This window comes from Thiocapsa imhoffii (genome assembly GCF_016583985.1).
In the GTDB taxonomy this organism is placed as follows: domain Bacteria; phylum Pseudomonadota; class Gammaproteobacteria; order Chromatiales; family Chromatiaceae; genus Thiocapsa; species Thiocapsa imhoffii.
The window spans coordinates 115,840-140,313 of record NZ_NRSD01000008.1 but is presented as its reverse complement, the minus strand read 5'-3'; the positions used below and the strand labels follow the sequence as shown (position 1 = coordinate 140,313).

Genomic DNA, 24,474 nt, shown 5'->3' with positions numbered 1-24,474 from the left:
GGACCATCCGCCCTCACCCGCCGCCGCCCAACCCTGGGCAGACCCCGGAGGACGTGGTTCGATCGAGCCTCTTGTCGACACTCGAGCGGTGGATATAATGATCGTATTAGCAATGATCGATATTCCAAGGAGCTCAGCGATGCCCACCTATGATTATCGTTGCGAGTCCAATGACCGCATCGTCGAAGTCACACACCGAATGAGTGAGAACCTCGCGAACTGGGGGGAAGTGTGCGAGCGCACCGGCACCCCACTCGGCGAGACCCCGGCTGATGCCCCCGTGCACCGCCTGGCGACGGGTGGAAATCTGGTATCGAGTCGCAACCTCGGCAGTGGAACCGCCCCGGCGTGCTCGACGGGAGCCTGTTGTCCTGGCGGCATGTGCGGCCTCAACTGATCGGTCTGACTCGCCCGACAAAGCGATCCGCCAGCTTCCTTCTTAAGCTCGGCATCGGGCTCACTCGCAACACCAGCAGGGCCGCGGACATCCGCGGCCCCCGATAGGGCGCTCTGTAGGCGCCCTGGGGGCCGTCACGATCGGGTTCCTGTCCCAACCCCCGCCCGACGCAGCCGACTCACGCCCCACGGAGACCAGGAGTCCCACGCGCGCGGGCCGAGTGTCCGGAGCGCTCAACCCAGCACCACCTCCACCTCGATGAGACGGCCCGCGCGATCGATGCGCAGCGTCACGCGGTCACCGATCAGGAAGGACTCGAGGGTCGTCAGGAGACGTTCGACTGAATCGACGGGTATGTCATTGACCGCGAGGATGACATCGGCTGTCATCAAGGTCCCGTCGATGTTGATGCGCGCTGATTGCAAACCGGCCCGTTCCGCCGGCGAGCCTTCCTGCACACGTAAGACCACCACGCCCGTGAGGCCGCGCCCCTCGAGCAGACGTGGGCTGAGGTCGCGATCGGTGATGATCCCGAGCGATGGGCGCACATAACGACCGTAGGCGATCAAGCGTGGGACGATGCGATTGATGGTATCGACCGGCACGGCAAAGCCGATGCCGGCAAAATTGCCCGACGGACTGAAGATCGCCGTATTCATACCGATCACACGGCCCGCGCTATCGATCAGTGGACCGCCGGAGTTGCCCGGATTGATCGCGGCGTCGGTCTGGATCAAGTGCTCGATCCGCCGACCATCCTCGGAGGGAATCGTCCGATCGAGCGCGGAGATCACCCCCGCCGTCAAGGAATAATCCAGACCAAACGGGTTGCCGATCGCGAACACCTTCTGCCCGACCTTCAGGTCGTGACTCGAGCCGATCGGAACCGGCTCCAGGCCGCGCCCGCCCGTATCGATGCGCAACACAGCAATATCGTGCTCGGGACTGACCCCAACCAAGGCCGCCTGATAGCTGCGCTGATTGGCAAGACGGACATAGGTCGACTGCACACCAGCAACGACATGATAGTTGGTCACGACATGGCCAGAGCGATCCCAGACGAACCCACTGCCCGTGCCCCGTGGAACCTCCAGAAGATTGCGCGACAGCAGATCGAGGATCCGCCCCGAGGTCGTGATGTAGACAACCGCGGGGCTCACGGATTCAAAGATGGCAATCGTCGACTGCTCATCCGCGGCCAGCTCGCCGCGCGCGAGGACCGGCCGCGGCTCGGCCTCGTAGCGGATCAGCAGCGACTCGACCCATGGCCGACTCGCCAGGGCGATCAGGAAGAAGATCACGAACCAAAACAGGAAACGGCTTAGCGCGAAGGCATGCATTGGCGAATCATCAGAAAGGGTCAAGGCAGGACATCAGCCGACTCGTCGGGAGGAACGGGCCAGGCGCTCAGAATCGCCTGGACCAGTGTGGCGAGCGGAATGGCAAAGAAGATGCCCCAAAACCCCCAAATGCCGCCAAACACCAGAATCGCGACGATGATGGCAACGGGATGGAGATTAACGACCTCGGAGAACAGCAGAGGCACGAGCACATTGCCATCGAGTGCTTGAATGATGAAGTAGGCGACGGCGAGCCAGATGAACGGCGGTGTCCAGCTCCATTGGAACCAAGCGACCAACAGCACGGGGATGGTCACCACCGCGGCCCCGACGAAGGGGATGATCACCGACAAGCCCACGAGTAAGGACAACAGCATCGCGTACTTCAGACCAAAGGCGTAGAAGGTGGCGTAGCTCACCGCCCATACGATGAGAATCTCCCAGGCCTTGCCGCGAATGTAATTCGAGATCTGACGGTCGACATCCTTCCAAATCACATTCACGATCGTGCGATGGCGCGGTAGAAAGCGCCGGAACCAGCTCAAGATCAGATCCTTGTCCTTCATGAAGAAGAAGACCAACAGCGGCATCAGGATCAGATAGACCAAAATGGTGATGATCCCCACGACACTCGCCAATGACCAGGACAGCACGCGCTGACCGAACAACACGGTCTCGGCGCGGATCGCGCCGATCAGCTCGGCGATCTGTGCCTCGGTCACCAGGTCGGGATAACGCGCCGGCAGATCCAGCAACGCCGCGGCGCTGACTGAGATCATGGAGGGCAATTGCTGCACCAATTCAGTGATCTGCCGCGACACCAGTGGCATGACGCCGAAGAGCACCAAGGCCACGAAGACCAGAAATGCGATATAGATCAGGATGACACTCGGTAACCGCGGCCAACCCCGGCGCTGCAGTTGACACACCAGCCCCTCGAGCAGATAGGCGATGACGATGCTGGCCAACACCGGCGTGAGCATGTTCCCCAAGGTGAGCAACACCGCGAACACGATCAGCAGCAGGACCCCCAAAAAGATGATCTGGGGGTCCGAGAAATAACGCCGAAACCAATCCGCGACGATTTTCATGTGTTCGAGGGCGAACCTGTCGAGTGGTGGCTGGCTCGATAATCCTGGTAATAACGCGCGAACAATCCTTCCAGCTCATCAATGACCTCGGCCGCCGCGCGTCCTTGCAGCACATGGGCGGACATCAGCGCCGAGGTCTCATTGAGCATCGGACCACGATCGAGCATCGCATAGGTTTGCGACAGACGCCGAATCGCCGCGACCACGCTTTCGCTCTCCGGACGGGGGATCGGGGTCGGCTCCGCAAGCGCAGGCGGTTGCACCCGGTCGGCGCGTGCTTGCTGGAGGAGGAATTCAGCGAAGCTCAACAGGGTCTCGCGCTGAGCGGTCTCCAGTTGATTGAAGACCCGCAACAGCCGGCGCTCGGCAGGCGAGGATCGACGGAACTCAGTCATCGGCTTAGGCACCCCGCCGCGGTCGGACGGGCGCAACCGGCTGCGCGAGACACCATCGGCGCCCCCTGTTTCGCAAGGGTTGGACGTGAAGATAACGGCAACATGCGGAGCCTTCAGGTGTCGTAGGAGCGGCAGTAGGCCCGGGCGAACTCGAGCAACTCATCCATGACGCGCAACCTGAATTTCTGCTTCTGATGCACGAACGAGAATGGCCGATCGAGGGGTGGATCCAACTGAAGTGCGACCAAGGTCCCCAGCTTCAACTCCTTTTGGATGGTCGCGCCAGAGACGACGGACACGCCCATCCCAGCTTCGACAGCCCCCTTAACGGCTTCCGGACTGCCCAGTTCCATCGCCACCTTCAGCGATGATTGACAGCCTTGTTGCAGATTGAGGTAGTCATTGATCACCTCGCGCGTGCCCGACCCCTCCTCCCGGCAGATAAACGGATACTCGAGCAGCTGATCGAACTTCACACGCTCACAACGCGTCAAGGCATGGCCCGGTGGCATGATCGCGAAGAGTTGATCGCGCTTGCAGTGCTCCACGACCAGGTTCTTATTGCCAACCGGGGCCTCGACCACGCCGAGATCGATGGCATTGTTCTCGACCATCGAGACGATCCCCTCGGTGTTCGACACCTTGAGGTGAATACTGATCTCCGGGTAGCGTTTCTTGAAGTCGCCAAGGAGGGTCGGCAGCATGTATTCGGCGATCGTCGTACTGGCTCCAATGGCGAGTGCCCCGGTCACCTCCCCGGTAATCGCACCGACCGCGTTTTCCATTTCCGCATAGAGTTCGAAGATGCGTTCCGCTGACGCGAACACGGTCTCTCCCGCGTCGGTCAAGCTAATCTTGTTATGGGTGCGGTCGAACAGTCGCGTATTGAAATGCTCCTCAAGCTGACGGATCTGGAAGGTCACCGCCGGTTGCGTCATGTGCAGCACCTCGGCGGCCTTCGTAAAGCTCAACAGCCGGGCGACAGTGTGGAAAACCTGGAGTCTGCGGTCTGCCATCTCGATCAGGACAGGTCGGCGGCGACGATGGCTAAATAAACGCAATTTATATCACAGACAGCCACCCCGCGCCACGCGCAGGCGCCCAGAATGCACGGTACCTCAGCCAAGCGCTGTCCGAGCGTAGGGCACGTCCCGACACCAGACTCAGCCGGCCACCCAACCGACCACCATCCGAAGGCTTGAATCGATGGGATCATCCGATTAGCCTTGCCATCTAGGCGACCCTGATCAACACTATTTGTGAACAATCAACCCTAACAGGGTCACCGGAGCCTCTTGAATAAGCGGTGCCACCGAATCGATTGAACTCCATGAGGCGCCATGATGTACACGATATGACTGATTTGCGAGCCATTTTATGGATCGATCAACGGCGTTCCGTTGCTCACGCAGTGACAACCGAGCGCGCTCGAACAGCGACTGGGAATACAGGGCACACCACATGAGCCGTTGGATCAGGCATCACTCGATCACCAGACTCACCATCGCCAGCATGCTGCTCGCGCCAACCTCGGCCCTGGCATCCGGCTTCTCCCTGCCCGAGGCATCCAGTGCTGGCGTTGGGCTCGCAAACGCCCTGGTCGCCAACCCTGATGAGATCGGAGCCTTTGCCTATAACCCCGCCGCCATGGGCTTTCACGAGCGCTCAAGCGTGGCCCTAGGCTCCCTCCTGATCGGGCCGAATTTCAGTGTCACCACCGCCTCCGGCCAGCATGACAGCCAAGGGGCGGCGTGGGTGGCGGCACCCATCTTCTACAGCGCACTCAAGATCGACGAGAGATGGCGCTTTGGATTGGGCTTGAGCGCGCCCTTTGGGCTCGAGACCCGGTGGGCCGATGGGACCTTCCCAGCCCTGAGTGGAACTGTCCGTATCCCGGTCCCGCCCCCCCTCGACCCCGAGGTTCCGCGGGGGCATCCGACCACCAGCAAACTCGAAATCCTCGATCTCGCGCCGAGCCTGGCCTATCGGGTGGACGAACACCTGAGCCTGGCCTTCGGACTCGACATCTATTGGGTGAAAACAGCCCAGCTCGACTCGACCACGGCCAGCTTGATCGGCGATGGTGCCGACCTCGGCTTCAACGCCAGCCTGCTCTACCGCGCCCAGGACTGGAGTGTCGGCGCCGCCTTTCGCTCCGGCGCAACGATTGGACTGGAGGGCGACTATCAGCCCTGGAGCCCGACCCTGGTTGCGATCGGTCGCTTGCCACCCGCCGAACGGGCGCGGGTTGATCTGAATCTGCCGTGGCGCCTCCAACTCGGCGTGCGCTATCGCTTCACCGACGCGCTGGCGGCCGAGTTTGACTGGACGCGGACCGGCTGGAGTGCGTTCAACCGACTTGAGATCAAGGGACAGCGCCTGGGCAACGCCATCTTCAGCGACACCAACGCCTGGCGCGACGCCAATGCCTATCGGTTCGGATTGACTTACCAGATCCGTCCCCAGACCGGGTTGCGGTTCGGCTACTCCTATGACGAGACCGGCCAGCGGGATGACCATTTCAGTGCGCGGGTCCCCGACAACGACCGTCAACTCTTCGGGCTGGGCTTCGTGCAGCAACTCGGGCAAGGGTTCTCGGTGGAGGCCGGTTATCTGTACGTCAAGGCCAAGGAGCGGTCGTATCGCAGCACTAAACCGAGCCTTGCAGGGGACATCAATGGAACCTCGGCGCTCAATGGAGATTACAAAATGGATGCACACCTCGTGGGGCTTGAGATCAGCAAGGTGTTTTGAGCCCGCGCCCGGGGCGCAACCGACGAGGACGGCAGCCGTCACCTCGGTACGTCACACTTGATGTGGTTGCCGCGCAAGCGGTGGGATTGTGGGAGCAGGATCGACCCGGCGGTCGATCCTGTTCAGGCACCCGAGCGCAAGACACAAGCGTTCGGATCATCATAGGAACAGGCGGGGATGGTGGCCGCGACTGGAACGGATAGCCTCCGTTCCAGAATGGTGATGCCTCAGATATAGAGACAGATGTCGCTCTGGCCCGCGAACTCGAAGAAGGCGGCGGCGCCCGCATACTCGACGCCATCGATGAAATCCGCATGATCCATGTCGAACAGGTCGACCGTCATCTGACAGGCGATCAGCTTGACTTCAGCCTCTTGGCACAGATCGCGCAGCTCCTCGACACTCGCGACCCCCTTGTCCTTCATCTTTTTCTTCATCATCGCGGTCATCATCGACTGCATGCCGGGGAGCGCCATGCCCAGCACCGGAAACCACTTGTCCATTCCCATGGGCATGGGCATCCCGGGATTGCCGAGCGGGGTGACCTCGAGCGCGAGCTTCTTCTTCAGTAACTGTAGGCCGTAGAAGGGGAAAAAGATCTGGGTCTCATAGCCCAGCGCCGATGCGGTCGAGGCCAGGATAAAGGGGGGATAGGCCCAGTCGAGAGAGCCCTTCGTGGCGATGATTGCGAGTTTCTTGTCTTCCATCATGTCCTCCTCGCGGGTCGTGTGGCTGGCGGGTGGGTGCCGAATGGCAAGAACAGCGTCTCGCTCAGCACTTCTTGATCAGGAAGTGAAATTTGCCGCCATCCTCCTTCGATTCCATCAGCTCGTTGCCGGTCTGTTTGGCGAAGGCGTCGAAGTCCTTCACCGAGCCCGGATCGGTCGCGACGACATGCAGGATCTGCCCCCCCGTCATGCCATTGAGTGTCTTCTTGGCGCGCAGGATGGGCAGTGGGCAGTTCAGGCCGCTAGCATCGAGTTCTTGATCAAAATCTGCCATGGGAAACCTCTCGATCGGGTGGAGTTTTAGAATATCAGTAGACTCGGGAATTCGATTTTATAGGCGAAACAGTGCGAAAAGGCAAGGCAGGCATCCAGCGTCATCCGCGTCTCCCGGCATGCCGTGACGCACTGGGGGCATGAGCGCTCACCCCGGGGATCGCCCGCCGAGCGCGGCTGTGAGAGTCACACGATCGGGTAGCCGTGGCGGGCCCAGGCAATGATGCCACCGCGCAGATTCAAGACTCGGTCATAGCCTTGTTGCAACAGGTAGGCGCACGCCTGATAGGAGCGCGCCCCGCTGCGGCAGTAGAGAACGATGTCACGGTCCTTCGGCAACTCACTGATCCGCATTGGGATCAAATGCATGGGCAGCTTCACCGCATCCGGGATCGCACCCTGCGCGATCTCCGCGGGGGTGCGAATATCGACCAACAACAGATCCCCCCCATCGGCGATCCGCTGCTGCAGCGATTCGGAGTCAATCTCGTCGATCACGTCGTCGTCCTACCATAAACCTAAGTATTTAAGTATATTAAGGACTTTTGACGTCTAACTCAATGACCCACGTGGTCACAGACTTGCGAGAGGACCATGGATTTCCTGCCGATCTTTCAAGACATCAGAGGGCGACCCTGCCTGGTCGTCGGCGGCGGTGCAACCGCGACCCGCAAGGTCAGCAGTCTGTTGCGCGCCGGCGCATCCGTGAACCTGATCTCGCCCGCTCTCAGCGACACCCTGGCTCAACAGGTGGAACGCGGTGCGATTCATCACCAGGCGCGGCGGTTCGAGCCATCCGATCTGCCCGGTCACCGCCTGGTCATCGCCGCCACGGATGACCGCGAGGTCAACCGCCAGATTGGCGAACTGGCGCGCGAGCTCGATCTTCCGGTGAATGTCGTCGACGATCCAGAGGCCTGTACCTTCCTGCTGCCATCGATCGTCGATCGCTCGCCAGTCGTGATCGCGGTCTCAACCGGGAAGGCGTCGCCCGTGCTCGCGCGTCTCTTGCGAACGCGGCTGGAATCCATCATCCCCGCGGGCTATGGCCGACTCGGTGAGCTCTGCGCACGCTATCGCGACCGCGTTAAGGAACGGTTCAGCGACCAACGGGATCGTCGTCGCTTCTGGGACCGTGTCCTCGAAGGCGCGGTGGCGGAACGACTCTTCGCTGGGCAATTCGCCGAGGCCGAGGCGATCATCGACCGGGAACTCGCGGCCGATGCCCTCGACCAGGACATGGGCGAGGTCTATCTGGTCGGCGCCGGCCCCGGCGATCCCGACCTCTTGACCTTCCGCGCGCTGCGACTCATGCAACAGGCCGATGTCGTGGTCTATGATCGGCTGGTCGCGGAGCCAATCCTGGAGATGACGCGACGCGATGCGCGCCGCATCTATGTGGGGAAACAGCGCAATCATCACGCGATGCGGCAAGAGGAGATCAACCGCCTCCTGGCCGATCTCGCGAAGGATGGGCATCGTGTACTGCGCCTGAAAGGCGGCGATCCCTTTATCTTCGGACGCGGTGGCGAGGAGATCGACACGCTGGCCGCCGAGGGCGTGCCCTTCCAGGTGGTTCCCGGCATCACTGCCGCAGCGGGCTGCGCGAGCTATACCGGCATCCCGCTCACCCATCGTGATTATGCCCAGTCCGTGACCTTCGTCACCGGCCACCTCAAGGACGGAAGCATCAACCTCAACTGGCTCGCCTTGGCGCAACCGAGTCAGACCCTCGTGTTCTACATGGGTCTCGCTGGTCTACCCATCATCACGGAGCGATTGATCGCGCACGGCGTCTCACCCGACATGCCGGTCGCGCTGATCCAGCAGGGCACCACCCACAAGCAACGACTCTACTCTGGCACACTCTCGACCATCGTCGCGCAGGTCGAAGCAGACCCGCCGGAACCGCCCACCCTCATCATCGTTGGCGAGGTGGTGAAACTGCGCGAGAAACTCAGCTGGTTCAACCCGCCCGACCATCCACATCTCGGTGCCACGACGCGCGTCGTGACCTGAGCGCGGAGACGGGCTGGAATCGCTGCCTGATCTGGGCGGCCAGAGCCTCTAGGAGCAGGCCGACCCACCGGCCGGCAGCGACCCGACTTAGTCGACGAGGCGGCCCTCGGTCCCGGTGATGAGGTTGCGGATGTTACTGCGGTGTCTCCAGAACAGGAGCCCCGTGATGATGAGCTGCATACCAATCAAGGCCCGATCGGGCCAGAACAACCAGACGATCAGCGGTGCCAACGCCATCGAGATCAAGGCCGAAAGCGATGAAATCTTCAGCACCTTGGCGACGAACAACCAAATGGCCGCAACCGCCAGCCCGATCGGCCAGAAGAGCCCGAACTGCACGCCCAGCGCGGTCGCCACGCCCTTGCCGCCACGGAAGCCGAAGAAGACCGGAAACAGATGCCCGATGAAGGCCGCGAGGCCGATACCTGCGAGCACCAGGGGCGTCACGCCTAGGAGGTGTCCGAGCAGCATCGGGATCAGCCCCTTGAGGCTATCCCCGGCCAGGGTGATCGCCGCTGGCGTCTTGCCGCCAACGCGCAGCACATTGGTGGCGCCCGGGTTCTTCGATCCCTGCGTGCGGGGGTCGGGAAGTCCCATCAAGCGACACACGATGATCGCGCTGGAGACGGACCCAAGCAGGTAGGCAAAAAGCAGCAGACTGAAGTTCATCATCATGGTCCGGCATTGGACATGGGAAGCCGATGTAGGTCAAGATCTTTACCGCTCGCGCACAGCCACCACGTCCGGTCAGGCCCCACGCCATCAGCCCTCGATTCATCCATGGACATCGTCTACATCCGCAACCTTCGTCTTGAGACCATCATCGGTATCCACGACTGGGAGAAGCAGATCCCGCGTCCGGTTATCTTTCAGCTCGAACTCGCGAGCGACGTGGCACGGGCCGCGGCAACCGACCAGATTGCCGATGCGCTCGATTACGAGGCGATCACCCAACGCCTCCGGCACGTGGTCTCGACCCATCATTTCGACCTCATCGAAAGTCTCGCCGAGCACTGCGCGGGGATCCTGCGCGACGAGTTCGGCGTGCGCTGGCTCCGTCTCAGTCTGAGCAAACCCGGAGCGGTCGGGGATGCGGTCGATGTCGGTGTCGTGATCGAACGCGGCGGTTGAGCGGCCGGTCACCAGGTTCGATCCCATGCCGGCCCGGCCCACTCGTCATCCTTCGGCTCGCGGATGACGGACTCGAGGCTCGGTTGGTGCAGGATGGTCAGGCGCCCGGCGGAGTCGCCGCATGCATCGTTGCGCGAGCAGCGTCTCGATGACGCTACCGCTCAGGGGCGCGCGACGTTGATCAGCACCTCGTTGCGACGCAGGAAGCCTGGAGTGAAGGGGTCGTTGTAGTAGGCATAGATGGCTGCGCCTTCCGGCTCCAGTGCGCGTGCGCTCATCCACTCGCGCAGCGCCGCTTCCTGACGCGCCAGCGTGGCATCGTCGCTGCGCCCGCTGAACCGCACCGCCGCGCGACGCTGCGCCGGGAGTTCGCGCAGGGTCACCTTGGCCCCGTCCGGCGCCGGCAGTTGATCAAGCTCATATGACGACGGCATGATGAAGCTAACCATCCAGTCGTCGGAATCACTCGCCGTCTGGATCACGGGGGCGGTCATGGCGATTCGGTCGGTGGACTGTTGCATGACCGGAGCCGTCATGGAGATGGAGTCGCCCGCGCGTTCCTTGGCAAAGATGTATCGCGCCAAGGGCCTAAAGCCGGCGCTCAAGGCCTCTTGGCGCGGACCTGAGTGGCGGGTTTCCGCGATCACCAGCGCCGGATAATCGCGCACCTCGAACGGCCCCTCTTGCACCACCACCACCGCGTTGGGCGTCTCCACGTTCTGCACGACGAACACAAAGACCCCAATGGCCACGACGCTCAGTATGCCGAGCCCCACAAGGACGATGAGCACCGTTTTCATGACTCGCCTCGCGCGCTGAGCCCACCGATCCGCAGCAACTGCTCGACCAACTCACCGGTATCGTCGCGCTGATGCGCGCGCTCGGCGGGCGTCCAGGAATAGTCCGCTTCGAGCCGATAGGAGCCGACGAAGTCATAGGGCATTCCCCCGCCCCATTCGGCGGGTGCCAGCATCGAGAAGAAGGTCTCGCCATTAGCCTTGCGATAGAGGTGATAGGTCCGACCGGGGATGCGTTTGAACGCACAATGCGCGTGATTCAGGGCTTGTTCCTCGCGCGCGTCCGCTAAGACCTGACGCGCCTCCTGTTGGAGGAGCTTGATCTGATCGGCGATCACACGCAGCTTCGCGCCCGTGCGCGCGCTGAGCATGGATTCCGCTTTGGCGACTTCGCTCGCCAGCGAACTGGAATCAAAGGCCGGAGCCAGACGACTCACCGGATAGGGCGAGCTGTGGGCCGCGCCCCGGTGAAGGAGGCCCTTGTCCTCGTTGTTCATGGATCTCGTCTCTCGTGATGGAAGCGATTGGCGTACTCGCGGGTGGTCTCGCAATGCTTGCATTGACCCGGATGACCCGTCATGGTTGACCTCTCGAAGCACCCGGCGATCGTCAGCCGCGTACGAACCCGTGGCACACCGAACCGGACGCGGTTCGTCTCAATCAATTGCAGCAACCTCAAGATCGAGATGCCAGCTGATCCTAACCAACGGACTCCAGACGCTGATTTGGCTGACCAGATCAGTGCCGAACTCACCGCCCTGATTCGCGCCGAGATTGCCGCCGCCGGGGGACAACTGCCGTTCGACCGCTTCATGGAGCTCGCACTCTATGCCCCCGGGCTTGGTTACTATGCGGCGGGTGCGGTGAAATTTGGCGCGGCCGGAGATTTCGTCACCGCCCCCGAGATCTCGCCCTTGTTTGCGGGCTGTCTCGCCCGTCAGTGCGCCGAGGTCTTCGACCGTCTTGCCGGCGGCGACATCCTGGAGCTGGGCGGCGGTACCGGCGTGCTGGCAGCCGATCTGCTCGCCGCGCTCGAACGCTCCCACTCCTTGCCCCGCCAGTACCTCATTTTGGAGCCGAGTCCGGATCTTCAATGGCGACAGCGTGCCTACATCGCCGAGCGTGTTCCGCACCTGAGTGAGCGCTGTCGCTGGCTGAGCGAGCGACCCTCTGCCTTTCAGGGCGTCATCCTCGCCAATGAGGTGCTCGATGCGATGCCGGTCCACCGTTTCGCAATTTCGCCACAGGGTGCAATCGAGGAGATCGTTGTCACTGATGCCGGCGATCGGTTGGCAGAGGAGCGCGCACCCGTGCGCTCCATCGGTCTGCGCGACGCCGTTGCCGCACTTCAGGAGCAGGGCTACGCGCGAACCCCGGGGTATCGTTCCGAGATCAATTTGCGCCTCGCGCCCTGGTTGCGAGAACTCGATCGTGCGCTCGCGGCCGGCCTGGTCCTGCTGATCGATTACGGTTACCCGCGCAGCGCCTATTATCAACCCGACCGTTCGATGGGAACCCTCATGTGCCATGCGCGCCACCGGGCGCACGATGATCCTTATCGCGACATCGGCCTGCAGGACATCACCGCCCATGTGGATTTCTCCGCGGTTGCCGAAGCCGGCATCGCGGCCGGTTTCGAACTCGCTGGTTTTACAACCCAGGCGAACTTCCTCATTGGTTGCGGGATCGACCGCCTGCTGTCCGAGCACACCGCCGACCTCGCGCTGGTGTCGGGCGCCAAGCAACTGCTGTTGCCCTCGGCCATGGGAGAGCGCTTCAAGGTGATCGGATTGAGTCGGGGCGTCGCGGGACCCTGGTGTGGCCTGGTCGAACGGGATCTCCGCGATCGGCTCTGAATGGCCTGGACGGTGCCCAATCAGCACGGGATCGGGCACCCCTTGATCCGCACGGGTCCGGAGCAAGACCCGTCCAAGGAACCCGCCGAGCGGATCAGTGGCCGAATTGAATGATCGCGAAGATGGCCCCTTGGGGGTCGGCGAGAAAGGCAAAGCGACCGACACCAGCGACCTCCTGAGCATCCATGACCAGCGACCCACCGAGTTGCTTGGCCTTGGCAACCGCGGCATCGCAATCCTCGACACCAAAATAGATCGACCAATTCGGTGGCATCGTCCCCCACTCGGCGTCGAGCTCGATCATGCCGCCAACCTCCCGACCATCCTGTTCGAACAGGGTGTAGCGCCCATCCATGAGACTGCGACTGGTGCGCGTCCGCCAACCGAAGAGCCCCTCGTAGAAGCGCGTGGCGGCACTCGTGTCGCGAGTCTGCAACTCGCACCAACTGCGCGCCCCCTCGGTATTGTCCAGCTCGGCACCGAAGAGCGTGCGGGGCTCCCAGAGCCCCAGGACCGCCCCGGTCGGATCCTGCACGTAGGCCATCCGCGCGAGGTCCATGAGCTCGACCGCTGGCATCACGAGACGGCCACCCAACTCCGTGGCCCGGCGCACGCTAGCCTCGATATCGGTGACGCGCACATAAGCGGCCCAGTAAGGGAAGGCGCCCTGCTCCGGCGCCATCTCGTAGAGCGCCGCGGCGCGCTGTCCATCGCGCAACAGAAGGCTGTAGGGCACCTCGTACTGGGTCTCAACATCCGCGGCGCTCCAACCAAGGATCTCGCCATAGAAGCCTTTGGCCGCGGCGGGCGCATTGGTTGCTAAATCCACCCAGCAAAAGGTACCGGGTTCGTATGCTGTCATCAGGGGCATGCTCGTCTTCCTCGCAGTCGGGACCAGAGAGATCAGCCGCACGGCAACCGCTCGCACGGGCCTTCAGTTCAGCCTGATCCAGTTCGGTGATGGATCCTGGGTGATCGCGCTTTGGCGCGCGGCCGGCGTCAGCGCTCGGTCAATGGAACTCCGCATCCTCGTGAGTAGCTTGATGGCCGGTGAGACGGCGTCTGACCGGGACCTCATCGAGTCCGATCATGCGCTCCTCCTCGGCCAGCCGCTTGGCAACAATGCGTTTCTCCTGCCGAACCCGAACCGTGTAACCCAGCGCCACGCCCCCCGCGGTCGTCAAGGTCAAGAGGCCAAGGGTGACGAATTGCGCCATCATCATCGCCACGCCGAGGCCAACAGCCCCGCCGACGACAGCACTCGTTTTCAAGCTGGCACTGATGGAACCACGCTGGCGCACCTTGGCCTCGAGTCGGGCATTATCGCGCCCGACCTTCGCCCGAATTTGCTCGGCCTTAACGCGAATCTTCTCGCGTTCCTTCGAGAAGCGTTCGCTGATCCGCGAGACCGTGCGGTGTCGATCCGCCACCACGATGGTGTTGAACCAAAAGGCCACCAGGATGCCAATCGACGCGGCGAGCAAGAGAAACAGCGGCCAGGTGGTGCGCCAATCGGTGCTCAGGGCGGTGTAGAGCAGCAGTCCCGTGACTCCCTGTAGGAGAAAGATTCCGATCAGGAAGCGAATGAGACTGCCGACACCACTTGGAATGATATTCATAATGTCAAAATGGACTCCAAGATAGCACGCATGTCATGCGCCGGATTGGACGCCTGGTCGCGATGGTTCAGTGCTCTGACCCACTGGACCATCGCGCTCGCTCGCGGAGGACGCTCCAGGCTCCTCGAGGATAACAAACCAGGGTCGATCGCCTGCGGCCGGATCCGCCCCCAGATCACGCTGCCCCGCGATCGAGCGCGGCACGCCTTGGGCGAGTCGCTCGCCGAGCGCGCTCAACGCGGCGGTCTGCCCCGCGCCATTCGCGACAAGCCCTCGATCGAAGGCGTCCACGATCGTGTAGAGATGCTCGATGCCCAGGCCCGAGAGATCGGCAAGCAACCGTGGCGAGTGTGCCTCGCTGGCGAACAGACTCGGCGCCAGTGTCGTGACCAGGAAGGGGCCTGCCCCGGTCTCGAGACCACCAGCGACCTCCGTCTCGCCACGATCACTGAGTTCGGCGATGAGTTGACGACGCATGCGGTCGGACAGCCCCGCGGCCACCTGGTTGAACAGCGGCTGACCGGCGAGTTCCGCATCCACCGGGATGAGGAAGACATGCGCCTCGGGTTGAGGCGCGATCCCTGCCTCCTCATCCGCCCCGGCATAGGTCTCGATCAATCGAAAGAGCTCGCGATGTCGGAGCTGATCGGCCTCGGGGAGGCGCTCGAACCCAGGGCCAACCAGGACGAACGTGTAGACCCCGTACCCGGCTTGCGCACTGCGGTAAAGGGATGCTGGTGCCTGCGCGGAGGTGACCCGCGAAGCGGATCCGATGGACGGGAAGTAGGCCATCGCCTCGTGCCGTGTCCGCCGAGTTGGTCCGTCACCGAGTCCGGCGAGTTCCGCGGATCGCGCGAGACCGTCGGCGCCGGCGGTCTCGATGGCCCCGCGCGCGCGCGGGGCGCTCAATGCCAGGGCGCGCTCGACGACGGGGCGCAGCGCGGGCTCACCTCCCTTCGCCACCATCTCGCGGACGATCGCTTCGGCCGTGCCACAGTTCCCAAGGATCAAGGCCTCGGTGCCGGTCGCTGGATCAATCACCGAAAGGTAGAGCGCGGTCGCGATCCGTGGGAGCGCATCCTGAATCCGCATGGCTTGCGCCGAGCGGCATTCCGCTGCCACCTCGGCCCGCAACAACTCCGGATCCTGACTAAAGAGGACGGGGGAGGTGCTGGGATCGTCGAACAGGATCGGCCCATTCGCACTCGACTGGGGACGTCGCGTGCGCGGCGCGGTGGCGTCGGACTCCGGCTGCCATGATGGCGGGCGCGCGACCGGATGCGCGGGCGTGACCGGCAGGTCCTCTGGCGGGCGCGCTTGATCCACTCGCGGTAACGGCGCACAGGCCGAGAGGAGCACCACCAGGCCCACCCCCGCCGCGACCTGGGAGCACCGCCTCCCCATCGACCGCCAACCGGATCGACGGGCCGAGGCGTGCCTTGTCAGGCACGGAGCGCGCCCCGATGTCCCGATCAGATTCAAGGATTCGTCGATCTGGTGGGGGAGTAATAACCGTGTCTTCATTCGAGAAACCCTACTCGCAAGCCTGCGAAGAAAACAAGCATCCCATCCTCGAGGTGATCGCCCCATTGTTTCGAACGGCGCGGAGGCTGCTCGAGATTGGCAGCGGGACCGGACAACATGCCGTGTTCTTCGCTGCGCACCTCCCCCACCTGATCTGGCAAACGAGCGATCGTAGCGAGAACCTGCCGGGCATTCACCGCTGGCTGGCGGATGCCGAACTGGCAAATCTTCCGCCACCACTCGAACTGGATGTCCTGGGACCCTGGCCAGTACCAGCATGTGATGCCGTGTTCAGCGCGAACACGGCGCACATTATGTCAGAGTCGGCCGTCGCAGCGATGTTCGCGGGCATTGGCAAGATCCTGGCTGACGGGGGTCATTTCGCACTCTACGGGCCGTTCAATCGCGACGGCCGCTTCACGAGCGAGAGCAATGCGCAGTTTGATGCCATGCTGCGCGCTCACAACCCGGCGATGGGCCTGCGCGATGTGGCACAGTTGGCTCGACTCGGCCGTGCGCAGGGACTCGAGTTGTGCGCCGATCATGCCATGCCGGTGAACAACCGTCTGTTGGTCTGGCGTGCCGAGACCAGCGCGTCGCAACCGCACGACCCGGTGGGCGCCCCACTAACCCAAGCATGACGCCGGTGATCCCGCGACCTGACGGCCCGGCAGCCTGGCGTGCCCAGTGTGCGTCCGATCACCTCTGGGCCCATGGCCGCGCGCCGGCGGAACAAGGCATCGGTTCGCAATGAAGACGACCAAAGAACCCGTCACCCAGGCCGTGCGCGCCTTGCGTGCGGCCAACATCCCCTTCGCCGGCTTCCCGTACCCCTATGTCGAGGGTGGGGGAACCGCTCAATTCGCCCGTCATCACGGGGTCGACGAGCATCTGGTCATCAAGACGCTGATCATGCAGGACGATCGTGACAACCCCTTGATCGTGCTCATGCACGGTGATCGACAGGTCTCGACCCAGACCTTGGCCCGCGCGCTGGGGGTGAAGCGCATCACCCCCTGTCTGCCCAGGATCGCCGAGAAGCACTCTGGCTATCAGGTCGGCGGCACCTCCCCGTTCGGCACGCGACGTCAGATGCCCGTCTACTGTGAACGGAGCATCGCCGATCTGCCGCGCATCTTTATCAATGGCGGGAAGCGCGGTTACATCATCGCGTTGGCAACCACCGATGCAATGCGGCTGCTCCAGCCACGGCTGCTCGCCATGGCCGTATGAAGCGACCGGCGCGACCGCGTCCGTGCCCAGGCCGTGTTGCGCCAGGTGACTCATCCCGGCCCCGACCCGCGAGTCTCTTCATCGTCTGGCAGCGCGCTGTGAGCGCGGGCATGCGACAGCCGCGCCGACCAGCCCGAACGACGCCAGAACCGATGGAGATGACGTCGCTCCACACGATAGGCCGTCTCCAGACAGGGTTCGATCTGGATCGCCGCGAGCCGCCCCTGCCGCAAGGGCGTTTCCAGTTCCTCAAGCCAGGTGTTCAGGTCCACGACCGCCTGCAGCCACGCGCCGAGGTCGCGTGCGGTGAGCGCGTCCTGAAGCGCATCCCATTGCACCACCACCCGCTCACCATCCCAGTGCGCGCATGTCGGACGGTGCGTCAACGGCTCCCAGCGGCTACCCGCCCACCGCGCCAATCCCCGCATCAAGGGGGGGTTCCCCACCACCAGCGTTGGCATGCTCCCCTGCGCGGCCCCCTCGGGAGGCGCGGGCCGTACACCACCGCCCCAGGTCCAGATGCCGCTGATCACAGGCTGCCGCAGACGCGCACGCCGCTCGTTCACAGGATGTTGGTGAAAGAGCATTTGGGTCTCGGTCAGCAGCGCACGCCAGCGCCGAGCATCCGTGCCGGCTGGGGCATCATGGGGGACCGCGCCGCCGAGCAGTCGTTCAAGAGGCGCGGCCTGGAGATCGAGACAGCGCTCGGAACGCAGATACCAACGACTCGGATGGGGCGCCTCAAGGAGCAGCCCTTGATCGGCGAAATGCTGATTGAAGTCCGTCGTGAGCGCATTCGCTTCGTCCTGATCGAGTCCCAATTCGGGACCCGCGAACAGCAACAAACGCTCGCCATCCGGCTTCAGATGGACCGGATCGGCATGCAGACAATACCCATCAGCACCAAGCTCCGGCTCCTCGCCCCAGCAGGCAAAGGGCGCGGTTGGCCGCTCCCAAGCCGGATCACCAGGCAACCCGAATGCGTTCAGACACACCGCCGCCGCATCGCGGCCACCGCTCGGCATGGAGGTCGCACGCGCGACCAGTCGCTCGAGCCTGGGAACCCGAGGCCATGACGCCGCATCCAGCGGGACCGGTCCGAACAATCCAGGACAAATCAAGGTCACCATCATCGTCTTATCCATCGGCAGGCGCACTGAACCGACCCCCTCGCGCCAGCGGGAATCGTGGGTTGAAGAACCGGTGCGAGGCGACTCGCGAGGGCGGCGCTGCACCTTCATTCACGGGCAGAATGACGCCGCTCAACACGCACCAGCAGCCATCCACAGAGCAGGAAGAGACCGGCCAGGACCACCGGCCAGGGGCGCTCCCACGCCAGGAAGACCAGACTGGCGAAACTGACGAGGATGAAAAGGATGGGCGGCAAGGGATACCAAGGAATCCTGAAGGGCCGTGGCAGCTCGGGTTCTCGCCGGCGCAGCCGCAGGGTGCCGGCCACCGTGATGGCGGCGAACAAGGTCAGCGTGAAACCAGCAAAGCTCAGCACATCCGCGAACGACCCCGTCAGGATCATTAACAACGCCAAGCCCTGCTGCAGCAGCACCGCGCGGGTGGGGGCACCGCGTCGATTGCGCAGGCTCAGTGGTCGCAGCCAGGGCAGATCCTCGCCGATCCGTTCCAGGACGCGTGGCCCAGCGAGGACCATGGCACTGATGGTCGAAATGAGCAGCAGTGTCAGCACCAGACTCATCTGTTGTCCACCCGCGGCACCAAAGATGGTTTCCGCCGAGAGGGCCCCGACCTCGACGCGTCCCGCCAGCTCCGCCGCGTCGATGCTGCGCAGAAAGGTCAGATTGAGCAACAGATAGAGGAGTGTCACGATCACCGTGCCCACCAATAAGGCGCGCGGCACCGCGCGGCGCGGATCCTGGACTTCGTCGACCAGATAGGCCGCGGCGTTCCAACCCGAATAGGCATAGGCCACATAGATGAGGGAGACGGCGAAGGGCGCACTCCAGATCGCCTCGAGCGTCATCATCGAGGGGACCGTTGGGAGGCTGCCGGGCGTTGCCGGCAGGCTCAAGCCCACCGCGCAGAAGAGCAGAATGATCGCCACCTTCATCCAGGTCGCGCTCACTTGCACGAACCGCCCGAGTCGCACATCGAAGGCGTGCGCGGCGGTGATCAGCAGGACCGCGGTGACGCCCACCAGCATGGGGGACACCGGCAGGACGGTGGCCGTGTAATACCCCATTGCCATGGCCGCCAAGGCCACTGGGGCCGCGAAGCCAACCGTGACCGACACCCATCCCGCCAACTGGCCAAGCAACGGGTGATAGATACGTGACAGGAAGTGATACTCGCCACCGGAGCGCGGCAAGGCCGCCGCGAGTTCGGCGTAACAGAGCGCGCCACAGAGGGCAACCAGACCACCAATCAACCAGAGCAGCAGCAGCGCGGCCCCATCCGGCACCCCTTCGGCCTGCAGTCCAAGCGTCGTGAAGACGCCGGTGCCGATCATGTTGGCCACCACGATCAGGATCGCGGTGCGTTGATCGATGAAGCGCGCCCGACTCATGCCGCCGGACCACCTGGAGTGCAATGGCGGGACGGCCCGAAACCAGCCCAGGGTGCATGCCAAGCAGGCGCGCGGGGTGCTCGCTGCCGTCCCCGGTCATGCGGAGCGCTCGAACCCGTCTCAGCGTGACTCACGCCGCCCCCACTTCGGCCCCGTTGGGCGACCGCCCGCGCCGCTCTGCCGCGGCGGCCACGACGGCGATCCCGTGCGTGCATGCGCCTGGCTCGTCCGCGTCGGGCGTGGGGCCGGCAGGCCCACCAGTCGTGCCAGCTCGCCGTGCTCATCCTCGCTCAAGGGACGCCAATTCCCCGCATAGAGTCGGCGCCCCAGCTCGATGTTCCCATAACGGACACGGATCAGCCGACTGACCTGGCAACCGGCCGCCTCCCACAGGCGCCGCACCTCACGATTACGCCCTTCGCGCAGCACGACATGGAACCAGCGGTTCGCCCCGGTCCCGCCCCGCTCGGAGATGGCATCGAATTTCGCCCGGCCATCCTCGAGTTCGATACCCGCTAAGAGCCGCTCGAGCGTTCCCGGCGCAACCTCCCCAAGGATCCGCACCGCATACTCACGCTCGACTTCTTGCGATGGATGCATCAGCCGATTCGCCAATTCACCGTCGGTCGTGAAGAGGATCAACCCGGAGGTGTTGATGTCGAGTCGACCGACCGCGATCCACCGGCCTTGCTTGGGTTTTGGCAAACGATGAAACACGGTCGGGCGTTCCTCGGGGTCACGGCGCGTCACCAACTCCCCCTCCGGCTTATGGTAGGCGATCACCTGTGGCGCCCGGTCGCGACGCCCGGTCAGTCTGACATCGCGACCATCGATGCGGATCGCGTCCTGCGCGGTCACCCGATCTCCCAGTTTCGCCAGTTGGCCATTGACCCGAACCCGCCCTTCGCTGATCCAGTGTTCGACCGTGCGTCGTGATGCCAGACCGGCATCGGCGAGGACCTTCTGCAGTCGGATGGGTTCTTCGGTTGCGGGAGAGGACCGCGGCGGGCGGAGAATGCGCTTCATTGAGAAGACCTCGTGATGTTGAGGTGGCGGACCACCAGGTCGGGGCGGGCCAGACTGCCACGGATAGGTGCCGAGGGTCGGCTTCGTGGTTGGTCGTATGCGACCGCTCACAGCCGACCGACTCAGGAGTCGGGATCCGGCGCACCCTGCTTGTGGGTGGAATGTTCGAGTCGTGTCGCCTCAGTGGCAGCGTCCAGGGCTCCCGGCGGCACGCTGTTGGTCGCTGGCGTGGCGCTCCCCTCCGTCTTCGGATCCTCGCTCCGAGCCACTCGCTGCTGTTCGCCAGCCACCTCCTGCTCGAGCCCTGACCATGCCAGCACCGACTCGTCATCGAGTCGAACATCAGGATCTCGCAGTTCGGATAAGGTCGGCAGGTCATTGAGCGAACGCAACCCAAAGTAGTCGAGAAAGTGTCGCGTCGTGGCATAGAGCGCGGGTCGACCCGGAACCTCGCGATAGCCAACGATGCGAATCCATTCACGCTCGCTCAGCGTCTTCACGATCTGGGTACTCACGGCAACGCCGCGGATCGCTTCGATTTCCCCCCGGGTGATCGGCTGGCGATAGGCGATCAGCGACAGGGTCTCGAGCAGTGCGCGCGAGTAGCGCGGCGGGCGCTCCTCCCACAACCGCGCCACCCACGGTGCCACCGCGGCGCTCACTTGCACGCGCCAACCGCTGGCCACCTCCACGATCTCCAGACCACGTTCGGCATAATCCGACTGCAGGGCGACGATCACCGCCTGCAGGTCCTCGGGCGTCGGGCACTCCTGCTCCTGGAACATTGCCCGCAATCGCTCCAGCGTCAAGGGTCCGCCCGCCGCGACCAAGGCCGCCTCGACGATCTGCTTCAGTCCTGGTTCAGGCATCCGCCCACTCGCTCGGGCGGGCCTCGCGCAGCCGCGTGTGAATCGGCGCGAAGGGCTCGGATTGGACCAATTCCAGTAGCTCCGCCTTGACCAATTCGAGGATAGCGAGAAAACTCACCACCACACCGGCCCGACCCTCAGCCGGATCAAGCAGGTCCGTGAAGCCGTGGAACTCGCCATGGCCGAGGCGTTCCAGGATCCAAGACATCCGCTCGCGAATCGACAAGGACTCACGCTCGATGCGATGAGACGCGAAATGATCGGCGCGCGCGAGGATCTCACGCATGGCGCGCAACAGTTCGCACAGATCGACATCGGGTGGAATCCTCCGCACATGGCCAGGCGGCACCGCGACCGCGGTCGCGAACACATCGCGCTCAAGTCGTGGCAGTGCGTCGAGTTCCTGCGCGGCCTGTTTGAAGCGTTCGTATTCTTGCAGGCGTCGCACCAATTCAGCTCGGGGATCAACGCCATCGTCCTCCTCCAGGCACACGCGGGGGAGCAGCATCCTGGATTTGATCTCGGCCAACAGGGCCGCCATCACCAAATAGTCGGCGGCCAATTCGAGCCGCAGTTCGGTCATGAGTTCGACATACTCCATATATTGCGCGGTGATCGCGGCGATCGGGATGTCGAGGATGTCGAGATTCTGGCGTTTGATCAGATACAGTAACAGGTCCAGTGGACCCTCGAAGGCGTCGAGAAAGACCTCGAGGGCATCGGGTGGAATGTAAAGATCAACCGGCAGGGTCAGATAGGGCAGCCCGCGCACAACGGCGAGCGGCGGCTCGCTGCCCTCCACCTCGGGGCACATCGCGGCAGCCCCTCCCGGGCTCGCCCCGTCGAACCCGGGCACGCACGCATCCGCGGCGACCTGCTTGGTCGTCGCTGGTCCTCCCGCGCTGATGCCGCGAACGCCTGCGTCGTGCACGCTCGTGCTTAGTTCATCACCAGCGACATGGCGTGACGGACCTCCTCGAGGGTCTCGTTCGCGACATCACGAGCCCGTTCACAACCCTCGTTGATGATGTTTCGCACCAGTTCGGGCTGGGCGGCGTACTCCTTCGCCCGTTGCTGCAACGGCATGAGTTCGGCGAGTACCGCATCGATCACCGGCTGCTTGCAATCCAGGCACCCGATGCCGGCGGACCGACAACCCTGTTGCACCCAGTCCCGCAAGGAGTCATTCGAATAGACCAAATGAAATTGCCAAACCGGACATTTTTCGGGATCCCCCGGATCGGAGCGGCGCACCCGCGCGGGATCGGTCGGCATGGTGCGCAGCGCCTTTTCGACATCCCCAGGCTCATCGCGCAGGGCGATGGTATTGCCATAGGACTTCGACATCTTTTGTCCATCGAGCCCCGGCATTTTTGAATCTTTCGTCAGCAACGGCATGGGCTCGGGCAGGATGATGCGTCCACCACCTTCGAGATATCCGAGCAGACGCTCGCGATCGGCGAGGGTGATATTGGCCTGACTCTCCAACAGTGCCTGCGCCACCTGTAACGCCTCCTGATCGCCCTGCTCCTGGTAACTGCGACGCAAGCGATCGAAGAGCTTGGCGTTCTTCTTCCCCATCTTGCGCTTGGCCTCTTCCGCCTTGTCCTCGAAGCCGGGCTCGCGCCCATAGATGTGATTGAAGCGCCGTGCGACCTCGCGCGTCAGTTCGACATGGGCGACTTGATCCTCGCCAACCGGGACCTGTCCCGATTTGTAGATGAGGATGTCAGCGCTTTGCAGCAGCGGATACCCGAGAAAGCCATAGGTCGCGAGATCCCGCTCCTTGAGTCGCTCCTGTTGGTCCTTGTAGCTCGGGACGCGTTCCAGCCACCCCAGTGGCGTGATCATGGAGAGCAACAGATGCAACTCGGCGTGAGCGGGCACCTGTGATTGCACGAACAGGGTCGCCTCTCCCGGATTGATCCCCGCCGCAAGCCAATCGATCACCATGTCGCGACTGCTCGTTGGGATGATCGATGGATCATCATAATGCGTCGTCAGGGCATGCCAATCGGCCACGAAGAAGAAGCATTCGTACTCATGCTGGAGTTCGAGCCAGTTCTTCAGGACCCCATGATAGTGTCCAAGATGCAGCCGACCGGTCGGGCGCATCCCGGACAGGACCCGCGAGTGGTGAGCGGAAACGGAATTCAAAGTGTGGGACCTCGTGTCAGACGAAGAACAGTTCCCGAACGATCGCCGATCCCGGCAGCAGGTTGACCGCCTCGATCACGAGTGGAATCAAGATGGCACCGAGCAGGCCCGAGATGAGCAAGAGCAGCAGGATGATCAGACCAAAGGGCTCGAGCCGAGAGTACTGCAGCGCGACGCGCGGCGGCAGCACGGCGTTCACCACTCGACCGCCATCGAGCGGCAGGAGCGGAAGCAGATTTAAGACCATCAGGAAAACATTGATGAGAATTCCCGCGGCGCCCATGTAGATCATTGGGAGGGCGATCCACTGACTGACCGGCAGCAGCAGGACCCCGAGCTTGACCATCACGCCCCAGAAGAGGGCCATCAGCAGATTTGCCCCGGGACCCGCGATCGCGACCAGCGCCATATCGCGCCGCGGATGACGCAGACGACGCCAATCGACCGGAACCGGCTTCGCCCATCCGAACAGAAACCCGACGAGAAAGAAGGTCGCGAGCGGGACGATCAGGGTTCCGACCAGGTCGACGTGCTTGATCGGGTTGAAGGTGACCCGCCCGAGCATCAGCGCCGTCTGATCGCCCAGGCGGCTTGCCACCCAGCCGTGCGCGGCCTCGTGCACCGTGATCGCGAAGAGCACGGGAATGATGAGGACGGCGAGCAGTTGAAAGGGGTTCAGTGCTTCCATCGCCGCATTATAGACTGAACGCGCGGCCTGATTGGGGG

27 protein-coding genes are annotated in these 24,474 nt (G+C 63.3%); 7 read left to right on the top strand and 20 right to left on the bottom strand.

Annotated features, from left to right (window positions below; genetic code table 11):
* Nucleotides 1–139 precede the first annotated feature (139 nt).
* On the top strand, nt 140–397 hold the full coding sequence (locus CKO25_RS09870; protein ID WP_200387763.1) for an FmdB family zinc ribbon protein: 258 nt from the start codon (nt 140–142) through the stop codon (nt 395–397).
* 233 nt (nt 398–630) lie between these two features.
* On the opposite strand, the gene CKO25_RS09865 is transcribed toward CKO25_RS09870, so the two are convergent.
* From CKO25_RS09865 to CKO25_RS09850, 4 genes are all read right to left on the bottom strand, one after another.
* Nucleotides 631–1,737, bottom strand: coding sequence for a S1C family serine protease (locus tag CKO25_RS09865; RefSeq protein WP_200387762.1), 1,107 nt, complete (start codon nt 1,735–1,737; stop codon nt 631–633).
* 20 nt (nt 1,738–1,757) lie between these two features.
* Nucleotides 1,758–2,828 (bottom strand): AI-2E family transporter, encoded by a 1,071-nt coding sequence (locus tag CKO25_RS09860; protein ID WP_200387761.1) that lies wholly within the window; start codon nt 2,826–2,828, stop codon nt 1,758–1,760.
* On the bottom strand, nt 2,825–3,223 hold the full coding sequence (locus CKO25_RS09855) for a hypothetical protein (protein WP_200387760.1): 399 nt from the start codon (nt 3,221–3,223) through the stop codon (nt 2,825–2,827). The genes CKO25_RS09860 and CKO25_RS09855 overlap by 4 nt, the downstream gene beginning before the upstream one ends.
* 113 nt (nt 3,224–3,336) lie before the next feature.
* Nucleotides 3,337–4,239 (bottom strand): LysR family transcriptional regulator, encoded by a 903-nt coding sequence (locus tag CKO25_RS09850; RefSeq protein WP_200387759.1) that lies wholly within the window; start codon nt 4,237–4,239, stop codon nt 3,337–3,339.
* Nucleotides 4,240–4,684: 445 nt separating this feature from the next.
* Here CKO25_RS09850 and CKO25_RS09845 point away from each other — a divergent pair, with 445 nt between their 5' ends.
* Complete coding sequence (locus CKO25_RS09845) at nt 4,685–5,977, top strand: OmpP1/FadL family transporter (RefSeq protein WP_200387758.1); 1,293 nt, start codon at nt 4,685–4,687, stop codon at nt 5,975–5,977.
* 227 nt (nt 5,978–6,204) lie between these two features.
* Here CKO25_RS09845 and dsrE2 read toward each other — a convergent pair whose 3' ends face one another.
* The 3 genes from dsrE2 to CKO25_RS09830 form a co-directional block, all read right to left on the bottom strand.
* Nucleotides 6,205–6,687, bottom strand: a complete 483-nt coding sequence (gene dsrE2, locus CKO25_RS09840; protein WP_200387757.1) for a sulfur carrier protein DsrE2 — start codon at nt 6,685–6,687, stop codon at nt 6,205–6,207.
* A 61-nt stretch (nt 6,688–6,748) separates the two neighbouring features.
* Nucleotides 6,749–6,979, bottom strand: coding sequence for a sulfurtransferase TusA family protein (locus tag CKO25_RS09835; RefSeq protein ID WP_200387756.1), 231 nt, complete (start codon nt 6,977–6,979; stop codon nt 6,749–6,751).
* Nucleotides 6,980–7,164: 185 nt separating this feature from the next.
* Nucleotides 7,165–7,476, bottom strand: coding sequence for a rhd_2599 family sulfurtransferase (locus CKO25_RS09830; protein ID WP_200387755.1), 312 nt, complete (start codon nt 7,474–7,476; stop codon nt 7,165–7,167).
* Nucleotides 7,477–7,572: 96 nt separating this feature from the next.
* On the opposite strand from CKO25_RS09830, the gene cysG reads away from it, so the two are divergent.
* A complete protein-coding gene (gene cysG, locus CKO25_RS09825; protein WP_200387754.1) occupies nt 7,573–8,997 on the top strand; it encodes a siroheme synthase CysG in 1,425 nt (474 codons plus the stop codon).
* Between the two features lie 87 nt (nt 8,998–9,084).
* On the opposite strand, the gene plsY is transcribed toward cysG, so the two are convergent.
* Nucleotides 9,085–9,672 (bottom strand): glycerol-3-phosphate 1-O-acyltransferase PlsY, encoded by a 588-nt coding sequence (gene plsY / locus CKO25_RS09820; protein WP_200387753.1) that lies wholly within the window; start codon nt 9,670–9,672, stop codon nt 9,085–9,087.
* Between the two features lie 105 nt (nt 9,673–9,777).
* Between plsY and folB the strand changes: the two genes are divergently transcribed.
* Nucleotides 9,778–10,128 carry a dihydroneopterin aldolase gene (gene folB, locus CKO25_RS09815; protein WP_200387752.1) on the top strand — a complete coding sequence of 117 codons (351 nt, stop codon included), beginning with the start codon at nt 9,778–9,780 and terminating at the stop codon, nt 10,126–10,128.
* A gap of 161 nt (nt 10,129–10,289) precedes the next feature.
* Here the strand turns inward: folB and CKO25_RS09810 are convergent, their stop codons facing one another.
* Together CKO25_RS09810 and CKO25_RS09805 are read right to left on the bottom strand one after the other, a co-directional pair.
* Nucleotides 10,290–10,928: an SOUL family heme-binding protein gene (locus tag CKO25_RS09810; protein ID WP_200387751.1), complete on the bottom strand. Its 639-nt coding sequence runs from the start codon at nt 10,926–10,928 to the stop codon at nt 10,290–10,292.
* Nucleotides 10,925–11,422, bottom strand: a complete 498-nt coding sequence (locus tag CKO25_RS09805; protein WP_200387750.1) for a DUF2452 domain-containing protein — start codon at nt 11,420–11,422, stop codon at nt 10,925–10,927. Before CKO25_RS09805 ends, CKO25_RS09810 begins: the two co-directional genes overlap by 4 nt.
* A 189-nt stretch (nt 11,423–11,611) precedes the next feature.
* Between CKO25_RS09805 and CKO25_RS09800 the strand changes: the two genes are divergently transcribed.
* Complete coding sequence (locus CKO25_RS09800) at nt 11,612–12,781, top strand: class I SAM-dependent methyltransferase (protein ID WP_200387780.1); 1,170 nt, start codon at nt 11,612–11,614, stop codon at nt 12,779–12,781.
* A 94-nt stretch (nt 12,782–12,875) separates the two neighbouring features.
* Here CKO25_RS09800 and CKO25_RS09795 read toward each other — a convergent pair whose 3' ends face one another.
* From CKO25_RS09795 to CKO25_RS09785, 3 genes are all read right to left on the bottom strand, one after another.
* Nucleotides 12,876–13,643, bottom strand: a complete 768-nt coding sequence (locus tag CKO25_RS09795) for a VOC family protein (RefSeq protein WP_242467537.1) — start codon at nt 13,641–13,643, stop codon at nt 12,876–12,878.
* Between the two features lie 148 nt (nt 13,644–13,791).
* Nucleotides 13,792–14,400, bottom strand: coding sequence for a hypothetical protein (locus tag CKO25_RS09790; protein ID WP_200387748.1), 609 nt, complete (start codon nt 14,398–14,400; stop codon nt 13,792–13,794).
* A gap of 33 nt (nt 14,401–14,433) precedes the next feature.
* Nucleotides 14,434–15,726 (bottom strand): hypothetical protein, encoded by a 1,293-nt coding sequence (locus CKO25_RS09785; protein ID WP_200387747.1) that lies wholly within the window; start codon nt 15,724–15,726, stop codon nt 14,434–14,436.
* Between the two features lie 188 nt (nt 15,727–15,914).
* Here CKO25_RS09785 and CKO25_RS09780 point away from each other — a divergent pair, with 188 nt between their 5' ends.
* Together CKO25_RS09780 and CKO25_RS09775 are read left to right on the top strand one after the other, a co-directional pair.
* Nucleotides 15,915–16,565, top strand: coding sequence for a DUF938 domain-containing protein (locus tag CKO25_RS09780; protein ID WP_200387746.1), 651 nt, complete (start codon nt 15,915–15,917; stop codon nt 16,563–16,565).
* Nucleotides 16,566–16,674: 109 nt separating this feature from the next.
* On the top strand, nt 16,675–17,157 hold the full coding sequence (locus CKO25_RS09775; protein WP_200387745.1) for an aminoacyl-tRNA deacylase: 483 nt from the start codon (nt 16,675–16,677) through the stop codon (nt 17,155–17,157).
* 50 nt (nt 17,158–17,207) lie between these two features.
* Here the strand turns inward: CKO25_RS09775 and CKO25_RS09770 are convergent, their stop codons facing one another.
* The 7 genes from CKO25_RS09770 to CKO25_RS09740 form a co-directional block, all read right to left on the bottom strand.
* Nucleotides 17,208–18,290 carry a phosphoglycerate mutase gene (locus tag CKO25_RS09770; protein WP_200387744.1) on the bottom strand — a complete coding sequence of 361 codons (1,083 nt, stop codon included), beginning with the start codon at nt 18,288–18,290 and terminating at the stop codon, nt 17,208–17,210.
* Between the two features lie 104 nt (nt 18,291–18,394).
* Entirely contained in the window at nt 18,395–19,696 is a 1,302-nt protein-coding gene (locus CKO25_RS09765; RefSeq protein WP_200387743.1) for an APC family permease, read from the bottom strand.
* Nucleotides 19,697–19,816: 120 nt separating this feature from the next.
* Nucleotides 19,817–20,722, bottom strand: coding sequence for a 23S rRNA pseudouridine(2605) synthase RluB (gene rluB / locus CKO25_RS09760; protein ID WP_200387742.1), 906 nt, complete (start codon nt 20,720–20,722; stop codon nt 19,817–19,819).
* Nucleotides 20,723–20,844: 122 nt separating this feature from the next.
* Nucleotides 20,845–21,591, bottom strand: coding sequence for an SMC-Scp complex subunit ScpB (gene scpB, locus CKO25_RS09755; protein WP_200387741.1), 747 nt, complete (start codon nt 21,589–21,591; stop codon nt 20,845–20,847).
* Complete coding sequence (locus CKO25_RS09750) at nt 21,584–22,405, bottom strand: segregation and condensation protein A (RefSeq protein WP_200387779.1); 822 nt, start codon at nt 22,403–22,405, stop codon at nt 21,584–21,586. The genes scpB and CKO25_RS09750 overlap by 8 nt, the downstream gene beginning before the upstream one ends.
* 125 nt (nt 22,406–22,530) lie before the next feature.
* Nucleotides 22,531–23,748 carry a tryptophan--tRNA ligase gene (locus CKO25_RS09745; protein WP_200387740.1) on the bottom strand — a complete coding sequence of 406 codons (1,218 nt, stop codon included), beginning with the start codon at nt 23,746–23,748 and terminating at the stop codon, nt 22,531–22,533.
* 16 nt (nt 23,749–23,764) lie between these two features.
* Nucleotides 23,765–24,436 (bottom strand): site-2 protease family protein, encoded by a 672-nt coding sequence (locus CKO25_RS09740; RefSeq protein ID WP_200387739.1) that lies wholly within the window; start codon nt 24,434–24,436, stop codon nt 23,765–23,767.
* Nucleotides 24,437–24,474: the final 38 nt, after the last annotated feature.

Coding starts and splice junctions, on each gene's coding strand:
- CKO25_RS09870 (WP_200387763.1), top strand. CDS start 140: ATGCCCACCTATGATTATCGTTGCGAGTCCAATGACCGCATCGTCGAA.
- CKO25_RS09865 (WP_200387762.1), bottom strand. CDS start 1,737: ATGCATGCCTTCGCGCTAAGCCGTTTCCTGTTTTGGTTCGTGATCTTC.
- CKO25_RS09860 (WP_200387761.1), bottom strand. CDS start 2,828: ATGAAAATCGTCGCGGATTGGTTTCGGCGTTATTTCTCGGACCCCCAG.
- CKO25_RS09855 (WP_200387760.1), bottom strand. CDS start 3,223: ATGACTGAGTTCCGTCGATCCTCGCCTGCCGAGCGCCGGCTGTTGCGG.
- CKO25_RS09850 (WP_200387759.1), bottom strand. CDS start 4,239: ATGGCAGACCGCAGACTCCAGGTTTTCCACACTGTCGCCCGGCTGTTG.
- CKO25_RS09845 (WP_200387758.1), top strand. CDS start 4,685: ATGAGCCGTTGGATCAGGCATCACTCGATCACCAGACTCACCATCGCC.
- dsrE2 (WP_200387757.1), bottom strand. CDS start 6,687: ATGATGGAAGACAAGAAACTCGCAATCATCGCCACGAAGGGCTCTCTC.
- CKO25_RS09835 (WP_200387756.1), bottom strand. CDS start 6,979: ATGGCAGATTTTGATCAAGAACTCGATGCTAGCGGCCTGAACTGCCCA.
- cysG (WP_200387754.1), top strand. CDS start 7,573: ATGGATTTCCTGCCGATCTTTCAAGACATCAGAGGGCGACCCTGCCTG.
- plsY (WP_200387753.1), bottom strand. CDS start 9,672: ATGATGATGAACTTCAGTCTGCTGCTTTTTGCCTACCTGCTTGGGTCC.
- folB (WP_200387752.1), top strand. CDS start 9,778: ATGGACATCGTCTACATCCGCAACCTTCGTCTTGAGACCATCATCGGT.
- CKO25_RS09810 (WP_200387751.1), bottom strand. CDS start 10,928: ATGAAAACGGTGCTCATCGTCCTTGTGGGGCTCGGCATACTGAGCGTC.
- CKO25_RS09805 (WP_200387750.1), bottom strand. CDS start 11,422: ATGAACAACGAGGACAAGGGCCTCCTTCACCGGGGCGCGGCCCACAGC.
- CKO25_RS09800 (WP_200387780.1), top strand. CDS start 11,612: ATGCCAGCTGATCCTAACCAACGGACTCCAGACGCTGATTTGGCTGAC.
- CKO25_RS09795 (WP_242467537.1), bottom strand. CDS start 13,643: ATGACAGCATACGAACCCGGTACCTTTTGCTGGGTGGATTTAGCAACC.
- CKO25_RS09790 (WP_200387748.1), bottom strand. CDS start 14,400: ATGAATATCATTCCAAGTGGTGTCGGCAGTCTCATTCGCTTCCTGATC.
- CKO25_RS09775 (WP_200387745.1), top strand. CDS start 16,675: ATGAAGACGACCAAAGAACCCGTCACCCAGGCCGTGCGCGCCTTGCGT.
- CKO25_RS09770 (WP_200387744.1), bottom strand. CDS start 18,290: ATGATGGTGACCTTGATTTGTCCTGGATTGTTCGGACCGGTCCCGCTG.
- CKO25_RS09765 (WP_200387743.1), bottom strand. CDS start 19,696: ATGAGTCGGGCGCGCTTCATCGATCAACGCACCGCGATCCTGATCGTG.
- rluB (WP_200387742.1), bottom strand. CDS start 20,722: ATGAAGCGCATTCTCCGCCCGCCGCGGTCCTCTCCCGCAACCGAAGAA.
- scpB (WP_200387741.1), bottom strand. CDS start 21,591: ATGCCTGAACCAGGACTGAAGCAGATCGTCGAGGCGGCCTTGGTCGCG.
- CKO25_RS09750 (WP_200387779.1), bottom strand. CDS start 22,405: ATGTGCCCCGAGGTGGAGGGCAGCGAGCCGCCGCTCGCCGTTGTGCGC.
- CKO25_RS09740 (WP_200387739.1), bottom strand. CDS start 24,436: ATGGAAGCACTGAACCCCTTTCAACTGCTCGCCGTCCTCATCATTCCC.